This is a genomic window from Mesorhizobium sp. Cs1321R2N1, from assembly GCF_037179725.1.
Classification (GTDB): Bacteria; Pseudomonadota; Alphaproteobacteria; order Rhizobiales; family Rhizobiaceae; genus Mesorhizobium; species Mesorhizobium salmacidum.
The window spans coordinates 1-13557 of the sequence record NZ_JAPYKP010000050.1 but is presented as its reverse complement, the minus strand read 5'-3'; the positions used below and the strand labels follow the sequence as shown (position 1 = coordinate 13557).

Annotated in this window: 13 protein-coding genes and 1 pseudogene; 10 read left to right on the top strand and 4 right to left on the bottom strand. The window is 64.4% G+C overall.

Translation table 11 applies throughout. The features are described 5' to 3' along the window. Positions 1-28: 28 nt before the first annotated feature. Positions 29-901, bottom strand: coding sequence for a methyltransferase domain-containing protein (locus O7A61_RS15130; RefSeq protein ID WP_337130475.1), 873 nt, complete (start codon positions 899-901; stop codon positions 29-31). Between the two features lie 65 nt (positions 902-966). Here O7A61_RS15130 and O7A61_RS15125 point away from each other — a divergent pair, with 65 nt between their 5' ends. Genes O7A61_RS15125 through O7A61_RS15110 form a run of 4 tightly spaced genes read left to right on the top strand, consistent with a single transcriptional unit; the run spans position 967 to position 3367 of the window. Then, the gene (locus O7A61_RS15125) at positions 967-1779 is read left to right on the top strand and encodes a ComF family protein (protein ID WP_337130474.1); all 813 of its coding nucleotides are present in this window, start codon (positions 967-969) and stop codon (positions 1777-1779) included. A 25-nt stretch (positions 1780-1804) separates the two neighbouring features. After that, positions 1805-2074 carry a glutaredoxin 3 gene (grxC, locus tag O7A61_RS15120; RefSeq protein ID WP_337130473.1) on the top strand — a complete coding sequence of 90 codons (270 nt, stop codon included), beginning with the start codon at positions 1805-1807 and terminating at the stop codon, positions 2072-2074. Positions 2075-2084: 10 nt separating this feature from the next. Beyond that, the gene (locus O7A61_RS15115) at positions 2085-2945 is read left to right on the top strand and encodes a carbon-nitrogen hydrolase family protein (protein ID WP_337130472.1); all 861 of its coding nucleotides are present in this window, start codon (positions 2085-2087) and stop codon (positions 2943-2945) included. Beyond that, positions 2942-3367 carry a DUF1178 family protein gene (locus O7A61_RS15110; protein ID WP_337130471.1) on the top strand — a complete coding sequence of 142 codons (426 nt, stop codon included), beginning with the start codon at positions 2942-2944 and terminating at the stop codon, positions 3365-3367. Before O7A61_RS15115 ends, O7A61_RS15110 begins: the two co-directional genes overlap by 4 nt. Positions 3368-3374: 7 nt before the next feature. Here the strand turns inward: O7A61_RS15110 and O7A61_RS15105 are convergent, their stop codons facing one another. After that, positions 3375-3860 carry a MarR family winged helix-turn-helix transcriptional regulator gene (locus O7A61_RS15105; protein WP_337130470.1) on the bottom strand — a complete coding sequence of 162 codons (486 nt, stop codon included), beginning with the start codon at positions 3858-3860 and terminating at the stop codon, positions 3375-3377. A gap of 97 nt (positions 3861-3957) precedes the next feature. On the opposite strand from O7A61_RS15105, the gene O7A61_RS15100 reads away from it, so the two are divergent. Next, complete coding sequence (locus tag O7A61_RS15100; RefSeq protein ID WP_337130491.1) at positions 3958-4848, top strand: DMT family transporter; 891 nt, start codon at positions 3958-3960, stop codon at positions 4846-4848. Positions 4849-4924: 76 nt separating this feature from the next. On the opposite strand, the gene ubiG is transcribed toward O7A61_RS15100, so the two are convergent. Next, a complete protein-coding gene (ubiG, locus tag O7A61_RS15095) occupies positions 4925-5674 on the bottom strand; it encodes a bifunctional 2-polyprenyl-6-hydroxyphenol methylase/3-demethylubiquinol 3-O-methyltransferase UbiG (protein ID WP_337130469.1) in 750 nt (249 codons plus the stop codon). Positions 5675-5855: 181 nt separating this feature from the next. Here ubiG and O7A61_RS15090 point away from each other — a divergent pair, with 181 nt between their 5' ends. After that, positions 5856-6425, top strand: coding sequence for a putative glycolipid-binding domain-containing protein (locus tag O7A61_RS15090; RefSeq protein ID WP_337130468.1), 570 nt, complete (start codon positions 5856-5858; stop codon positions 6423-6425). Between the two features lie 18 nt (positions 6426-6443). Here O7A61_RS15090 and O7A61_RS15085 read toward each other — a convergent pair whose 3' ends face one another. Further along, complete coding sequence (locus O7A61_RS15085; RefSeq protein ID WP_337130490.1) at positions 6444-8282, bottom strand: CHASE3 domain-containing protein; 1839 nt, start codon at positions 8280-8282, stop codon at positions 6444-6446. Positions 8283-8523: 241 nt separating this feature from the next. On the opposite strand from O7A61_RS15085, the gene O7A61_RS15080 reads away from it, so the two are divergent. The 4 genes and pseudogenes from O7A61_RS15080 to O7A61_RS15065 form a co-directional block, all read left to right on the top strand. Continuing rightward, positions 8524-9777 carry an aspartate kinase gene (locus O7A61_RS15080; RefSeq protein WP_015315600.1) on the top strand — a complete coding sequence of 418 codons (1254 nt, stop codon included), beginning with the start codon at positions 8524-8526 and terminating at the stop codon, positions 9775-9777. Positions 9778-9858: 81 nt separating this feature from the next. Next, the gene (gene ptsP / locus O7A61_RS15075; RefSeq protein WP_337130467.1) at positions 9859-12129 is read left to right on the top strand and encodes a phosphoenolpyruvate--protein phosphotransferase; all 2271 of its coding nucleotides are present in this window, start codon (positions 9859-9861) and stop codon (positions 12127-12129) included. Positions 12130-12139: 10 nt separating this feature from the next. Then, the gene (gene prfA, locus O7A61_RS15070) at positions 12140-13219 is read left to right on the top strand and encodes a peptide chain release factor 1 (RefSeq protein WP_337130466.1); all 1080 of its coding nucleotides are present in this window, start codon (positions 12140-12142) and stop codon (positions 13217-13219) included. After that, a pseudogene (locus O7A61_RS15065) lies at positions 13212-13557 on the top strand (peptide chain release factor N(5)-glutamine methyltransferase); the annotation flags it as partial. The gene prfA and the pseudogene O7A61_RS15065, both read left to right, overlap by 8 nt.

Below are 13557 nucleotides of genomic sequence, written 5' to 3'. Positions count from 1 at the left end.
TGCTCTGGGGCTGATGCCCGCGAACGGGTCAGTGTCCTTCAGGCTTCTCTAATATCGTCTTTAGCGAAACCTTGGCGGAACCGGGCTTCAGCGGCTTTTGCTGCGACGCGTCGGGCGCCCAGCCGGACATCCAGACAATGGAGAAGCTTGCCCTGATGCGACCATCGGGGTCGGAAAAGCGTTCGGCATAGATTTCCGCGGCGCGGGCAAACAGCCTTCGTGACCCCGGCCGCCGGCTGCGGTCGGCAAGCGCGGTGGTTTCGCCCATGGCACGCAGATCGGCCATCAGCGCAAACAGGTTGGCATAGCGCACGGTCACCGTCTCGACGTCGGCGACCGGCAGTGCGAAACCGGCGCGCTGCAGCAGTGCGCCGGCATCGCGCACATCGGTGAACGGGATGACGCGCGGGCTGGCGCCACCGTAGAGTTCGGTCTCCGCGGCAAGCAGGCTTTCGCGCAGTTCCGCAAGCGTGCCGGCGCCTGCGAAGGCGCCAAGGAAAAGTCCGTCCGGCCGCAGGGCGCGGCGGATCTGGATCAGCATGCCCGGGATGTCGTTCATCGTCTGCAGCGACAAAAGCGACACCACCAGATCGAGATCCTGCGGCTCGAACGGCACGGTCTCCAGCGGCGCAATCAGGCCGGCGGCACCATTCAGGAAAACCGCGTCTGCCTCGACACGGGCGATGTCGGCTACCTTGCCGCTCCTCGCAAGGACGTCGGCCGCGGCCGAGGTCTGGCAAAACAGCACCGCCGCCTTGGCGAACCTGCGCTCGACGGCGCCCAGCCGGTCGGCAAGGTCCTCGACGGCGCGATGCATGAGGAAGTCGGCACCGTCAACCGGATGGATGAGCGCACGCCGCTTGTGCGCCAGCCACAGGGAGGTATCCATTATAGGTTGCAAGGGATGGGTCCTTGTATATCCGCGCCCTGATATGGTTCGTATGGTGGCGACGAGAAACCAACCACGTGGCCGATCCGATGCCCAAGATCAAGTCCGAGGAGATCAGGAAGCTGGCCGGGTCGGCAGCCCGGTCGGCTCTTGGCTGGCGGGCGCGTATCCTGTTTCCGCCGGTCTGCGCCGGTTGCCGCCGGCAGGTGTCGCAGCCCGGCGTGCTGTGCGGCGCCTGCTGGCCGAAGCTGCGGCTCTTGGAGCGGCCCTGGTGCCCGGTAATGGGCACGCCGTTCACCCATCACATGGGCGAGGGTTTTCTCTCGGCGGAGGCGATCGCCGATCCGCCGCCCTTCGAGCGGGCGCGGGCAGCGGTCGCCTATTCCGGCGTCGCCCGCCAGATGGTGCAAGGGCTGAAATACCAGGATCGCACCGATCTTGCTCCCTGGATGGCGCGCTGGATGGTCCGCGTGGGCGCCGACCTCATCGCCGACGCGGATGTGGTGGTGCCTGTGCCGCTGCATTGGCGCCGTTTTTTCAGGCGGCGGTTCAACCAATCGGCGGAACTGGCGCGCGCGGTTTGCGAGCTCAGCGGGCTATTTTTCGCGCCTTCCGCCATGCATCGCGTGAAACTCACCCGCCAGCAGGTCGGGCTGGAGCGGCACGAGCGCGAGGAGAACGTGCGCGCCGCCTTTCGCGTGCCCGCCGAGGCCGAGATCGAGATTGCCGGCCGCAGGGTGCTTCTGATCGACGATGTCTACACCACCGGTGCCACCGTGCGTGCCGCCACCAAGGCGCTGAAAAAGGGAGGCGCTGCCGCCGTCGACGTGCTGACCTTTGCCCGCGTGTTGCCGGGGGACTTCCGGGCGGACGAGTCCGCGACTATATAAGTCGGCAACGGAAGCGGAATTCGTCATGGTCGATGTCACGATCTATACGCGCATGATGTGCGGCTACTGCACGGCGGCCAAGCGGCTGCTGGAGCGCAAAGGCGTCGCCTATACCGAGCACGACGCGTCCTTCTCGCCGGAACTGCGCCAGGAGATGATGTCGCGGGCTCACGGGCGCACGACCTTTCCGCAGATTTTCATCGGCGACACGCATGTCGGCGGCTGCGACGACCTCCATGAACTGGAGGCGGAAGGCCGGCTGGACAAACTGCTCGCCAACGGCTCGTCGATTTGAGGGTGTGAGAATGGGTGTCTTCAAGGCAGCGGCAGTGCAGATGCGTTCAGGCGAGAGCCCCGAGCGCAATGCGGCCGATATGGAGCGGATGGTGCGCGAGGCGGCAGGCCAGGGCGCGACCTATATCCAGACGCCGGAGATGACCGGCGCGCTGATCCGCGACAAGCACGCGCGTGCCGCCTCCTTCAGCTCCGAGGACAAGGACATCATCGTCTCGACCGCGCGCAGGCTGGCGCGCGAACTCGGCGTGTTCCTGCATATAGGCTCGACCGCCATCCTGCGCGCCGACGGCAAGCTCGCCAACCGCGCGCTCCTGTTCGGACCGGATGGCGCGACGCTCGCCACCTACGACAAGATCCACATGTTCGACGTCGATCTCGACAATGGTGAGAGCTGGCGTGAATCGGCCGCCTACGAGCCCGGCACAGAGGCCGTCGTCACCGGGATCGGGGGTGCGAAGCTCGGTTTTGCCGTCTGCTACGATCTGCGTTTTCCGCAACTGTTCCGCGCCGAGGCGATGGCCGGCGCCGACCTGCTTTCCGTGCCGGCCGCCTTCACCCGCCAGACCGGCGAGGCGCACTGGCATGTGCTACTCAGAGCACGCGCCATCGAGAACGGCGCCTTTGTCGTGGCCGCCGCGCAAGGCGGTCTGCACGAGGACGGCCGCGAGACCTATGGGCATTCGCTGATCGTCGATCCGTGGGGCCGCATCATCGCGGAAGCCGCGCATGACGAACCTGACGTGATCGTTGCCGAGATCGACCCGGCGCAGTCGATTGCCGCGCGCAAGAAGATCCCCAATCTGAAAAATGCGCGGGATTTCACCATCAACGCCGGCGAGGCGCCGCGTCTCAGGGGTGCCGCCTCTTGATCCGCTTTTCCCTCATCTGCGAAAACGAGCACGAGTTCGAGGGCTGGTTTCGCAGCAATGACGATTTCGACACGCAGAAGAAGCGCGGCTTTGTCGATTGCCCCAGCTGTGGCTCGCACAAGGTCGAGAAGGCCCTGATGGCGCCCGCCGTTTCCACGGCCCGCAAGCAGGAAACCATAGCACTTGCCATGGGCGAGGCGCAGAAGCAGGCCATGGGACAACTGAAGGCGATGGCCGAGAAGGTGCGCGAGAATGCGGACTATGTCGGCGACAAGTTCGCCGAGGAAGCGCGCAAGATCCATTTCGGCGAAACCGATGCCCGCGGCATCTATGGCGAGGCGACGCTGGAAGAGGCCAAGGGCCTGGCCGAGGACGGCGTCGATTTCATGCCGATCCCGGTGTTTCCGGACGACCGGAACTAGCTAGCAATTAGCTTACGCTGCCGATCAGTTTTTCCAGCAGACGCGAAAGTGTTTCTCGTTCGGTCTGTGTCAGGCCGGACAGGATCTGGTGCTCATTGGCCACGTGGGCGGCAACAGCTTCGTCGATCAAGGCGAGCCCCTTTTCGGTCAGCCGCACGACGATGCCGCGCCGGTCGTTGGGGTGTGGCGCGCGCTGGATCAATCCGGATGTTTCGAGCCGATCCAGCCTGTTGGTCATGGCCCCGGAGGTCACCATCGTCGCCTCGTAAAGCGCTGTCGGGGTCAGCGCGTAAGGCGAGCCTGAACGGCGCAGCGTCGCCAGCACATCGAACTCTCCCGTCTGCAGTCCGAAGCGGGCAAAGAGCGGCGCAAGGCGCTCGCGCGCGATCAGCGCGGAGACCTCGTTCAAGCGCCCGATCACCGCCATCGGCGACACGTCCAGGTCCGGTCGTTCCCGCTGCCATTGCTCGATGGCTTTCCTTGCACGGTCCATCTATCTCACCGTAATGTATCTTGACGCTAAGAATCTTTCCGCTATCTTACCCGAAGATGCAATACCGGCCAAGGGCCGCACGCGACAGGGCTCGATGATGAAGCTTCCCTGGGATTCGGCGCTCGGCCTGTTGGTCGTCACTGGCGGCCTGCTTGGCCTGACGCTGCCTTTCGGCAAGCTCGCCACGGCGGCCGGCGTGCCGGCCATGGTCTGGGCCTTCGTCATCTCGCTCGGCGCCGGCGGTGTGCTTCTCGTCGTATTGCTGCTGCGCGGCCAACGCATCCGGCTCACCGGGCACAAACTGCGCTATTTCTCCGTCACCGCCGCGGTGTCCTATGCCGTCCCCAATCTCCTGATGTTTTCGGCCATTCCGCATCTGGGCGCCGGCTACACCGGCATCATGTTCACGCTGTCGCCGGTCATCACGCTGGTGTTTTCAATCCTGGTCGGTGTGCGGCGCCCCAACATGCTGGGCATCATCGGCATCGCCGTCGGCTTCGTCGGCGCGGTCATGGTGGCGGTGACGCGCGGCGAGGCCGGCCAGCCGGCCGAAATCTTCTGGGTCGTCCTAGGCCTGCTCATTCCTATCAGTCTCGCTGCCGGCAACATCTACCGCACCATCGACTGGCCGGAAGGAACCGGTCCTATCGAACTCGCGGTCGGCAGCCATTTGGCGTCCGCGACGATGCTGCTCGTCGGCATCCTGATCTTGCTTGGCGGCAAGGCCTTCATCCAGCTCGGCACCGTGCCGCTCACCGTGGTGGCGCAGATGGCCTCGGCATCGGCTATGTTTGCTTTCTTCTTCCGGCTGCAGGCGGTGGGCGGTCCGGTCTATCTCAGCCAGATCGGCTATGTCGCGGCGGCCGTCGGGCTGTTTGCCGGTACGATCTTCCTTGGCGAACACTATCAACTGCTGACCTGGATCGGCGCCGTCATCATCACCGCCGGCGTGTTCATCACCACCAAGGCGCAGAGCCAGAAAGCCTGACGGGTTCGGGCTTATCTCGCCGGCGTCGCCGCCGGGCTCGGGCTGTGGGTATCGGCGGCGGCTGAGGATTGGCCGTTCAGACCGATCCCTTTTCCGCCAGCACCATGTAGTTGACGTCCATGTCCTTCGACCGCGACCACCGGTCGGCAAGCGGATTGTAGGTGACGCCGGTGCGGTCGATGATGGTCAGGCCGGCGCCGCCCAGCGCCTTTTCCAGCTCTTCCGGGCGCACCAGCTTGCCGAACTGATGGGTACCGCGCGGCAGCCAGCGCAACACATATTCGGCACCGATGATAGCCAGGCCGAGCGCCTTCAACGTGCGGTTGATGGTGGCCACGAACATGATGCCGCCGGGCTTGACCATCTCGCCGCATTTGGCGACGAACAGGTCGATGTCGGCGACATGTTCGACCACTTCCATGTTGAGGATGACATCGAATTCCTCGCCGGCCTCGGCGAGATCTTCTGCCGTCGTGGCGCGATAGTCGATGCTCACATTGCCTTCGGCGGCATGCAGTTTCGCCACTTCTATGTTTGTTTCGGAGGCGTCCGCTCCGACCACCTCGGCGCCGAGCCGCGCCATCGGCTCGCACAAAAGCCCGCCGCCGCAGCCGATGTCGAGGATACGCAGGCCCTCGAACGGCCGCGCCGCGCGCGGGTCGCGGCCGAAGCGCGCCGCGATCTGGTCGCGGATATAGGAAAGCCGGATTGGGTTGAATTTGTGCAGCGGACGAAACTTGCCGTTCGGGTTCCACCATTCGGCGGCAAGGGCGGAAAAGCGTTCCACTTCTCCGGCATCGATCGTCGATCGTCGGGGCTCAGGCATCGGTTGGTCTCCTCGGACGCTAGGAAGTCGGGCGTGAGGCATCGAATGTCAAGGCAACATTTTCCCCTGCTGACATCGCAGCGCTCCATGTCAGGCCATGTCAGCTGCCGAGCATCGCCATGAAACAGGATCGGCCTCGCGGACGAATGAGAAGCATCGTTTTGAACCAGAGGAGTGAGCGATGACAGCGACGCCGGTTTCGATCCTTTGGCGGAGGCTAGACCTCGAAGGGTATGACGGATGCCTGCTTTCGCGGACCGATAGCGGTCACAGCCTCGAGGGGCAGGCCATCTTCATCCAGGACGACAAGCCATGCTGCCTTGCCTATCGGGTAGACTGCGATACCGGTTGGCGTACTCAGTCGGCGCGCGTCAGCGGCTTTCTGGGCGGTAACAGGCTGCACCACGCGATCGAACGGGATTCCGACTGCCGGTGGATGCTGAACGGCGAAACGCAGCATGATGTGACCGGTCTTGTCGACGTCGACCTCGGTTTCACGCCCGCGTCGAATCTGCTTGCGATCCGCCGGTTCGATCTTGGCATCGGCGCAACGACGCCCGCTCCGGCTGCTTACCTGACCTTTCCCAGACTGGAACTGGTGCGTCTCGAACAGACCTATCGGCGTCTTGATGAGACGCGCTACGCCTACGCCGCGCCCTTATTCGGTTATGACGAAATCCTCGGCGTCTCGCCGCACGGCTTCGTTGTCGACTACCCCGGCCTATGGACAAGCGTGACTGCGTCAGGATGATGCGAGTTCCGGCGCCGCCTATTTCGTGTCCAGCACGTCGCGCAGTTTCGCTGCCAGTTGATCGATGGTGAACGGCTTGGCCAGGAAGTGCACGTCATGGTCGAGCACGCCGTTGTGTATCACGGCGTTCCTTGTGAAGCCGGTGGTGAAGACGAATTTCAGCCCGGGCTGGCGCGCGAGCGCTTCCTCGGCGAGCTTGCGGCCGTTCATCACCGGCATGACGATGTCGGTGAAAAGCAGGGCGATGCCGGGTGTCGCGGCGAGCTTCTGAAGGGCCTCCTGTCCGCCTGCCGCGTGGATGACGGTGTAGCCGAGTTCGCGCATGACGTCCGTCGTGGAAGCCCGCACGCGGTCGTCGTCCTCGACGACGAGGATCGTCTCGGTGACCGTGGCGGCGCCCTTGTCGCGCCCGGCTGGAACCGCCGGCTCCTCAGGTCCGAAAAGTCGGGGCAGATAGATCTTGATCGTCGTGCCTTCGCCGGGCTCGGAGTAGATCTTGACGTGGCCGCCCGACTGTTTGACGAAGCCGAACACCTGGCTCAGCCCAAGCCCCGTGCCCTTATTGACCGGCTTGGTCGTGAAGAAGGGCTCGAAGGCCCTGGTGATGATCTCAGGCGACATGCCCGCACCGGTGTCGGTAACCGCGATCATCACGTATTGGCCAGGCGCGACGTCAGCATGCGTCGATGCATAGGCCTCGTCGAGGTGGCTGTTGACGGTCTCGATGGTCAGCTTGCCGTCATTGTCCATGGCATCGCGGGCATTGACGGCCAGATTGAGGATCGCGTTCTCGAGCTGGTTGGGATCGGCGTGGATTTTCCACAGGCCGCCCGCCAGCACGGTTTCGATGCGGATGCCTTCACCCAGGGCACGGCGCAGAAGATCGGACATGCCGGTCAACAGCCGGTTGGTGTCGACAACCTGCGGCGCCAGAGGCTGCAGACGGGAGAAGGCAAGCAGGCGGGAGGTCAGATTGGCCGCACGGCTGGCCGCGTCCGTCGCGGCCTCGACGAGCTTTTCAATGTCATGTTCGCCCCGCTTCAGCTTGCGCTGGGCAAGGTTCATGGCGCTGAGGATGACCGCCAGCATGTTGTTGAAGTCGTGGGCGATCCCACCGGTCAACTGCCCGACGGCTTCCATCTTCTGCATCTGGCGTATCTGGGATTCGGCATTTTCACGCGTCTGGATCTCATTGCCGAGCTCGATGTTCTTGCGCATCAGCTCTTCCTGGGCGACGAGCACCTCGCGGAAGCGGCGGCGGGATTGACGGATGGTGTAGACACCAAGCAGGAAAATCCCCAGCAACGCAGCCAGCGAGCCGATGCGCAACCAGGCCTCGACCCGATCGGTATGCTCGTCGCGCGCGGCCACCGCGGCGGCGCCGATACGCCGGATCGTATCCATACTGGCGCGGATTTCGTCCATGGCTGACTTGCCCTGGCCGCCGCGGACCAGTTGCAGGGCCTTTGCCGCGTCGCCTCGATCATAGAGGGCGATCGTCTGGGACAGCTCAGCCTGCTGTTGCGAAAGCGCTTGCTTGATGTGGCTGATCTGCTGGACGATCTGATCGTCGGGAGCGGCCGCGCTCTCGATCCGCGCCAGTTGTCCAGGAATTGCATCGACGGCCTTCCGATAAGGCTCCAGATAGGATTTTTCACCTGTCAGCAGGTAGCCGCGCTGACCACTCTCGGCGTCTTGCGCCAGTGAAAGCAGCCCGGAAAGCTGCTCCTGGTATTCGATTGTCTCGCGCGCGGCGGCACGATTGGCCCTCTGGCTCTCGACGAGCACGGCACGGGCGCCGACGATCAGCGCCAGCGCGGCAAAGCCGGCGATAATCGGGAGCGGCTGCAATCGCATGGCGCGCCGAAGACGAGCAATCATCTGTTATGCCGAACCAAGAGGAATTCCCGCGGGCAGCATTTGGTAAGCGGCACCGGCCTGGAAGGCAATATGTCGTGTGTTACGCAATCCGCCGTCAGCCTTGCGAAACCTCGCTCATTTGGTTAAGGAGGCCGCGCATTGAGCGGCCGGCGCCAGCCGGGCGCTTTTCTTCCGTTTTCGGCCTCGGGCCGGCTCCAGTCAAAGGCATTTCGCTTCCATGGCGCGTATCGTGATGAAATTCGGCGGAACCTCCGTCGCCGACATCGCCCGCATCCGCAATGTGGCGCGTCACGTCAAACGCGAAGTCGACGCCGGCCACGAGGTGGCGGTGGTGGTTTCGGCGATGGCCGGCAAGACCAATGAACTGGTCGGTTGGACGCGCGAAGCCTCGCCGATGCACGACGCACGCGAATATGACGCGGTCGTCGCTTCCGGCGAACAGGTCACGGCTGGCCTGCTCGCCATCACCTTGCAGAACATGGGCGTGCATGCGCGCTCCTGGCAGGGCTGGCAGATCCCGATCAAGACCGACAACGCGCATGGCGCGGCGCGCATTCTCGACATCGACGGTGCCTTCCTGGTCAAGCGCTTCGGCGAGGGGCAGGTGGCTGTCATCGCCGGTTTCCAGGGCATCGGGCCGGACAACCGCATCGCAACGCTTGGCCGCGGCGGCTCCGACACCAGCGCCGTGGCGATCGCCGCGGCGGTCAAGGCCGACCGCTGCGACATCTACACCGACGTCGACGGGGTCTACACCACCGATCCGCGTATCGAGCCCAAGGCGCGGCGGCTGGCCAAGATATCGTTCGAGGAAATGCTTGAAATGGCTTCGCTCGGCGCCAAGGTTCTGCAGGTGCGTTCGGTCGAGCTTGCCATGGTGCACAGGGTGCGTACCTTCGTGCGATCGTCCTTCGACGATCCCGATGCGCCCGGAATGGGGGATTTGCTCAATCCTCCGGGAACGCTCATTTGCGACGAGGAAGAGATCGTGGAACAGCAGGTCGTCACCGGAATTGCCTACGCCAAGGACGAAGCGCAGATTTCGCTGCGCCGTGTCGGCGACCGGCCAGGCGTTGCCGCCGGCATCTTCGGTCCCCTGGCCGAAGCCAACATCAATGTCGACATGATCGTCCAGAACATCTCCGAGGACGGCAAGCTGACCGACATGACCTTCACCGTGCCGTCGGGCGATGTCGACAAGGCGCTGGCCGTGCTCGACCGGCTGAAAGCCGAGATCGGCTATGATGTCGTGCAGTCGGAAGCCGGCATGTCGAAGGTTTCGGTCATCGGCATCGGCATGAGGAGCCATGCAGGTGTTGCCGCCACCGCCTTCAAGGCTCTGGCCGACAAGGCAATCAACATCCGCGCCATCACCACCTCCGAGATCAAGATTTCGATACTGATCGACGGTCCGTATACGGAACTTGCGGTTCGCACTTTGCATTCCGTCTACGGTCTGGATAAGCAGTAGCAAGACTGAATCAGTTGTTGCGTGCATGCCGGCCGCGGCGGAAACTGCGCCGGCAAGTGTTTCATTGGAGAAGAAGCCGCGATGCGTGACCAGGCCAGCGGCCCGCGCGTTTTGCTGAAACGGCTCCGCGAGCTCATGCAGGAGCCGCTGGAGCCGCAGGAGCGGCTTGACCGGATCGTGCGCGACATCGCCTCCAACATGGTCGCCGAAGTCTGCTCGCTCTATGTGCTGCGCGCCGATTCGGTGCTCGAACTCTACGCCACCGAAGGTCTGAACCCGAACGCCGTCCACCTGGCGCAGTTGCGGCTGGGACAAGGCCTGGTCGGCACGATCGCGGCGAGTGCCAGGCCGCTCAACCTGTCCAACGCGCAGGAACACCCGGCCTTCGCCTACCTGCCGGAGACCGGGGAGGAGATCTACAATTCCTTCCTCGGCGTGCCGGTGCTCAGGGCAGGGCGCACGCTGGGCGTCCTGGTTGTGCAGAACAAGACCATGCGCCACTACCGCGACGACGAGGTCGAGGCGCTGGAAACCACGGCCATGGTCATCGCCGAGATGATCGCCACCGGCGATCTGGCGCGGCTGACCCGGCCTGGTCTCGAACTCGACCTGCGCCGGCCTGTCAGCTTCACCGGCCTGTCCTTCAACGACGGCGTCGGGCTCGGCCATGTCGTGCTGCACGAGCCGCGCATCGTCGTCACCAATTTGTTCAACGAGGACAGCGAGGAAGAGGTCCGGCGGCTCGAAGCCTCGCTCGGTTCGCTCAGGCTCTCGATCGACGACATGCTGGAGCGCCGCGATGTCGCGTTCGAGGGCGAGCATCGCCAGGTGCTGGAAGCCTACCGGATGTTCGCCAACGACCGCGGCTGGGTCCGGCGGCTGGAAGAGGCGGTCCGCAACGGCCTGACAGCGGAAGCGGCGGTGGAAAAAGTTCAGAGCGACATGCGCGCCCGCATGCTGCACATGACCGATCCTTATCTGCGTGAGCGGATGAGCGATTTCGACGATCTCGCCAACCGGCTGTTGCGCCAGCTGATGGGACGTGGGCCCGAGGATGTCGCGGCCTCGCTGCCGAAGGACGCCATCATCGTCGCCCGCTCGATGGGCGCGGCTGAACTGCTCGACTATCCCCGCGACAAGCTGCGTGGCCTCGTGCTCGAGGATGGCGCGGCGACCAGCCACGTCGTCATCGTCGCGCGCGCCATGGGCATTCCCGTCGCCGGCCAGATGAAGGGCGCCGTTTCCATGGCGGAAAACGGCGATGCCATCATCGTCGACGGCGAGGAAGGCGCGATCCATCTGCGGCCGCAATCCGATCTCGAAGCCGCCTATGCCGAAAAAGTGCGGTTCCGGGCGCGCCGGCAGGAGGTCTACCGCGAGCTGCGCAAGAAGCCATCGACCACCAGGGACGGTGTCCAGGTCGACCTGCTGATGAATGCCGGGCTAGCCGTCGACCTGCCGCAGTTGGCGGAGGCGGGCGCTGCCGGCATTGGCCTGTTTCGCACGGAACTGCAGTTCATGGTCGCCTCGACCTTTCCACGCGCCGAAGCCCAGGAAAAGCTCTATCGCGACGTGCTCGAGGCCGCACGCGGCAAGCCGGTCACCTTCCGCACCATCGACATTGGTGGCGACAAGGTGTTGCCCTACTTCAAGGGCGCGATCCAGGAAGAGAATCCGGCACTCGGCTGGCGGGCAATCCGCCTGACGCTCGACCGGCCGGGCTTGCTGCGCACACAGATACGCGCCTTGCTCAAGGCCAGCGGCGGGCGTGAGCTCAAGCTGATGCTGCCGATGGTGACCGAGCTTGGCGAAATCGCCCAGGCGCGCGAAATCATCGACCGCGAGGTGCGGCATCTCTCACGCTTCGCCCACCACCTGCCGACCAGTCTCAAACTGGGCGCCATGCTGGAAGTGCCGTCGCTTCTGTTCCAGCTCGACGAACTGATGAAGGCGGTCGACTTCGTCTCGGTCGGGTCGAACGATCTTTTCCAGTTCGTCATGGCGGTCGACCGCGGCAACACGCAACTGGCCAACCGCTTCGATACGTTGTCGGCGCCGTTCCTGCGCGTGCTCAAGCAGATCGCCGACGCCGGCGTCCGCAATCATACGCCCGTCACCCTGTGCGGTGAACTCGCCGGCAAGCCGATTTCGGCGATGGCGCTGATCGGGCTTGGTTTCCGCTCGATCTCGATGTCGCCAGCCTCGATCGGTCCGGTCAAGGCGATGCTGACGGAGCTGCCGCTGGAGGAGTTGGAGGCTTTCTTCGAAGACAATCTGATGGCGCCGGCGCAAGGGCTGCCGATGCGGGCGCTGCTGCAGGCCTTCGCCGACGACCGCTCGATCCCGTTGTAGCACCCTCATCATGGTCAATTTGCCCCGCGATCGTATGGATCAAGTCGTCAAGCGTTTCGAGATGCTCGAAGCGCAGATGTCGGCCGGACCGGCGCCGGATGCCTATGTGAGGATGGCATCCGAATATGCCGAGTTGCAGGAGATGGTGGCCAAGGTCAGGGAATTGCGCTCGGCCGAGCATGAGCAGGCCGATCTCGAAGCGATGCTCGCCGACAAGGGCACCGACGCCGAGATGCGGGCGCTCGCCGAAGCCGATCTGCCCGGCGTCGAGGAGCGCATCGAGGCGCTGCAGAAGGACATCCAGATCCTGCTCCTGCCCAGGGATGCCGCCGACGACAAGAACGCCATCCTCGAAATTCGCGCCGGCACCGGTGGCGATGAGGCAGCACTCTTCGCCGGCGACCTGTTTCGCATGTATGAGCGCTACGCCGCCGAACGCGGCTGGCGGTTCGAAACGGTATCGGCGAGCGACGGCGATGCCGGCGGCTTCAAGGAAATCATCGCCACGATCTCAGGCAAGGGTGTGTTCGCCCATCTGAAATTCGAGTCCGGGGTGCATCGCGTCCAGCGTGTGCCGGCAACCGAGGCCAGCGGGCGCATCCACACGTCCGCCGCCACCGTCGCCGTGCTGCCGGAAGCGGAAGAAGTCGACATCGACATCAGGGCCGAGGACATCCGCATCGACACCATGCGCGCCTCCGGCTCCGGCGGCCAGCACGTCAACACAACCGATTCCGCCGTCCGCATCACCCATTTGCCGACCGGCATCATGGTGGTGCAGGCGGAGAAGTCGCAGCACCAGAACCGGGCCAAGGCCATGCAGATCCTGCGTGCCCGGCTCTACGACATGGAGCGCAGCAAGGCGGACGAGGAGCGTTCCGAATCGCGCAAGTCGCAGGTCGGTTCGGGCGACCGCTCGGAGCGCATCCGCACCTACAATTTTCCGCAAGGCCGCGTCACCGACCATCGCATCAACCTGACGCTCTACAAGCTCGACCAGGTGATGATGGGTGAACTCGACGAAATCGTCGACGCGCTGATCGCCGATCACCAGTCGAAGCTGCTGGCCGATATCGGCCTCGATGGCTGACCATCTGCCCGAGGCGCTGGGACCACTGCTGCGGGAAGCGCGGACACGGCTTGCCGCAGCCGGTATCGATGATCCCGCGCTCGATGCGCGGCTGATCGTCGAGCACTATTCCGGCACGACGCGCACCCAGGCCATTGCCGACCCCGGGCGCAAGATCGACGGCGACGCCATCGCCGCGATCGACGGCGCCCTGAGACGGCGAGCCGGTGGCGAACCGGTGCATCGTATCCTCGGCTATCGCGAATTCTACGGTTTGCGCCTGTCGCTGTCGCCGGAGACGCTGGAGCCGCGGCCGGACACCGAAACGCTGGTCGAGGCGGTGCTGCCTTTCGTCAAGG

Bases quoted from the DNA above. Each gene is read 5' to 3' on its own strand.
- ptsP (WP_337130467.1), top strand. From the start codon at position 9,859: ATGCGTGACCAGGCCAGCGGCCCGCGCGTTTTGCTGAAACGGCTCCGC.
- O7A61_RS15085 (WP_337130490.1), bottom strand. From the start codon at position 8,282: ATGCGATTGCAGCCGCTCCCGATTATCGCCGGCTTTGCCGCGCTGGCG.
- O7A61_RS15080 (WP_015315600.1), top strand. From the start codon at position 8,524: ATGGCGCGTATCGTGATGAAATTCGGCGGAACCTCCGTCGCCGACATC.
- O7A61_RS15115 (WP_337130472.1), top strand. From the start codon at position 2,085: ATGGGTGTCTTCAAGGCAGCGGCAGTGCAGATGCGTTCAGGCGAGAGC.
- prfA (WP_337130466.1), top strand. From the start codon at position 12,140: ATGGTCAATTTGCCCCGCGATCGTATGGATCAAGTCGTCAAGCGTTTC.
- O7A61_RS15100 (WP_337130491.1), top strand. From the start codon at position 3,958: ATGAAGCTTCCCTGGGATTCGGCGCTCGGCCTGTTGGTCGTCACTGGC.
- O7A61_RS15105 (WP_337130470.1), bottom strand. From the start codon at position 3,860: ATGGACCGTGCAAGGAAAGCCATCGAGCAATGGCAGCGGGAACGACCG.
- grxC (WP_337130473.1), top strand. From the start codon at position 1,805: ATGGTCGATGTCACGATCTATACGCGCATGATGTGCGGCTACTGCACG.
- ubiG (WP_337130469.1), bottom strand. From the start codon at position 5,674: ATGCCTGAGCCCCGACGATCGACGATCGATGCCGGAGAAGTGGAACGC.
- O7A61_RS15090 (WP_337130468.1), top strand. From the start codon at position 5,856: ATGACAGCGACGCCGGTTTCGATCCTTTGGCGGAGGCTAGACCTCGAA.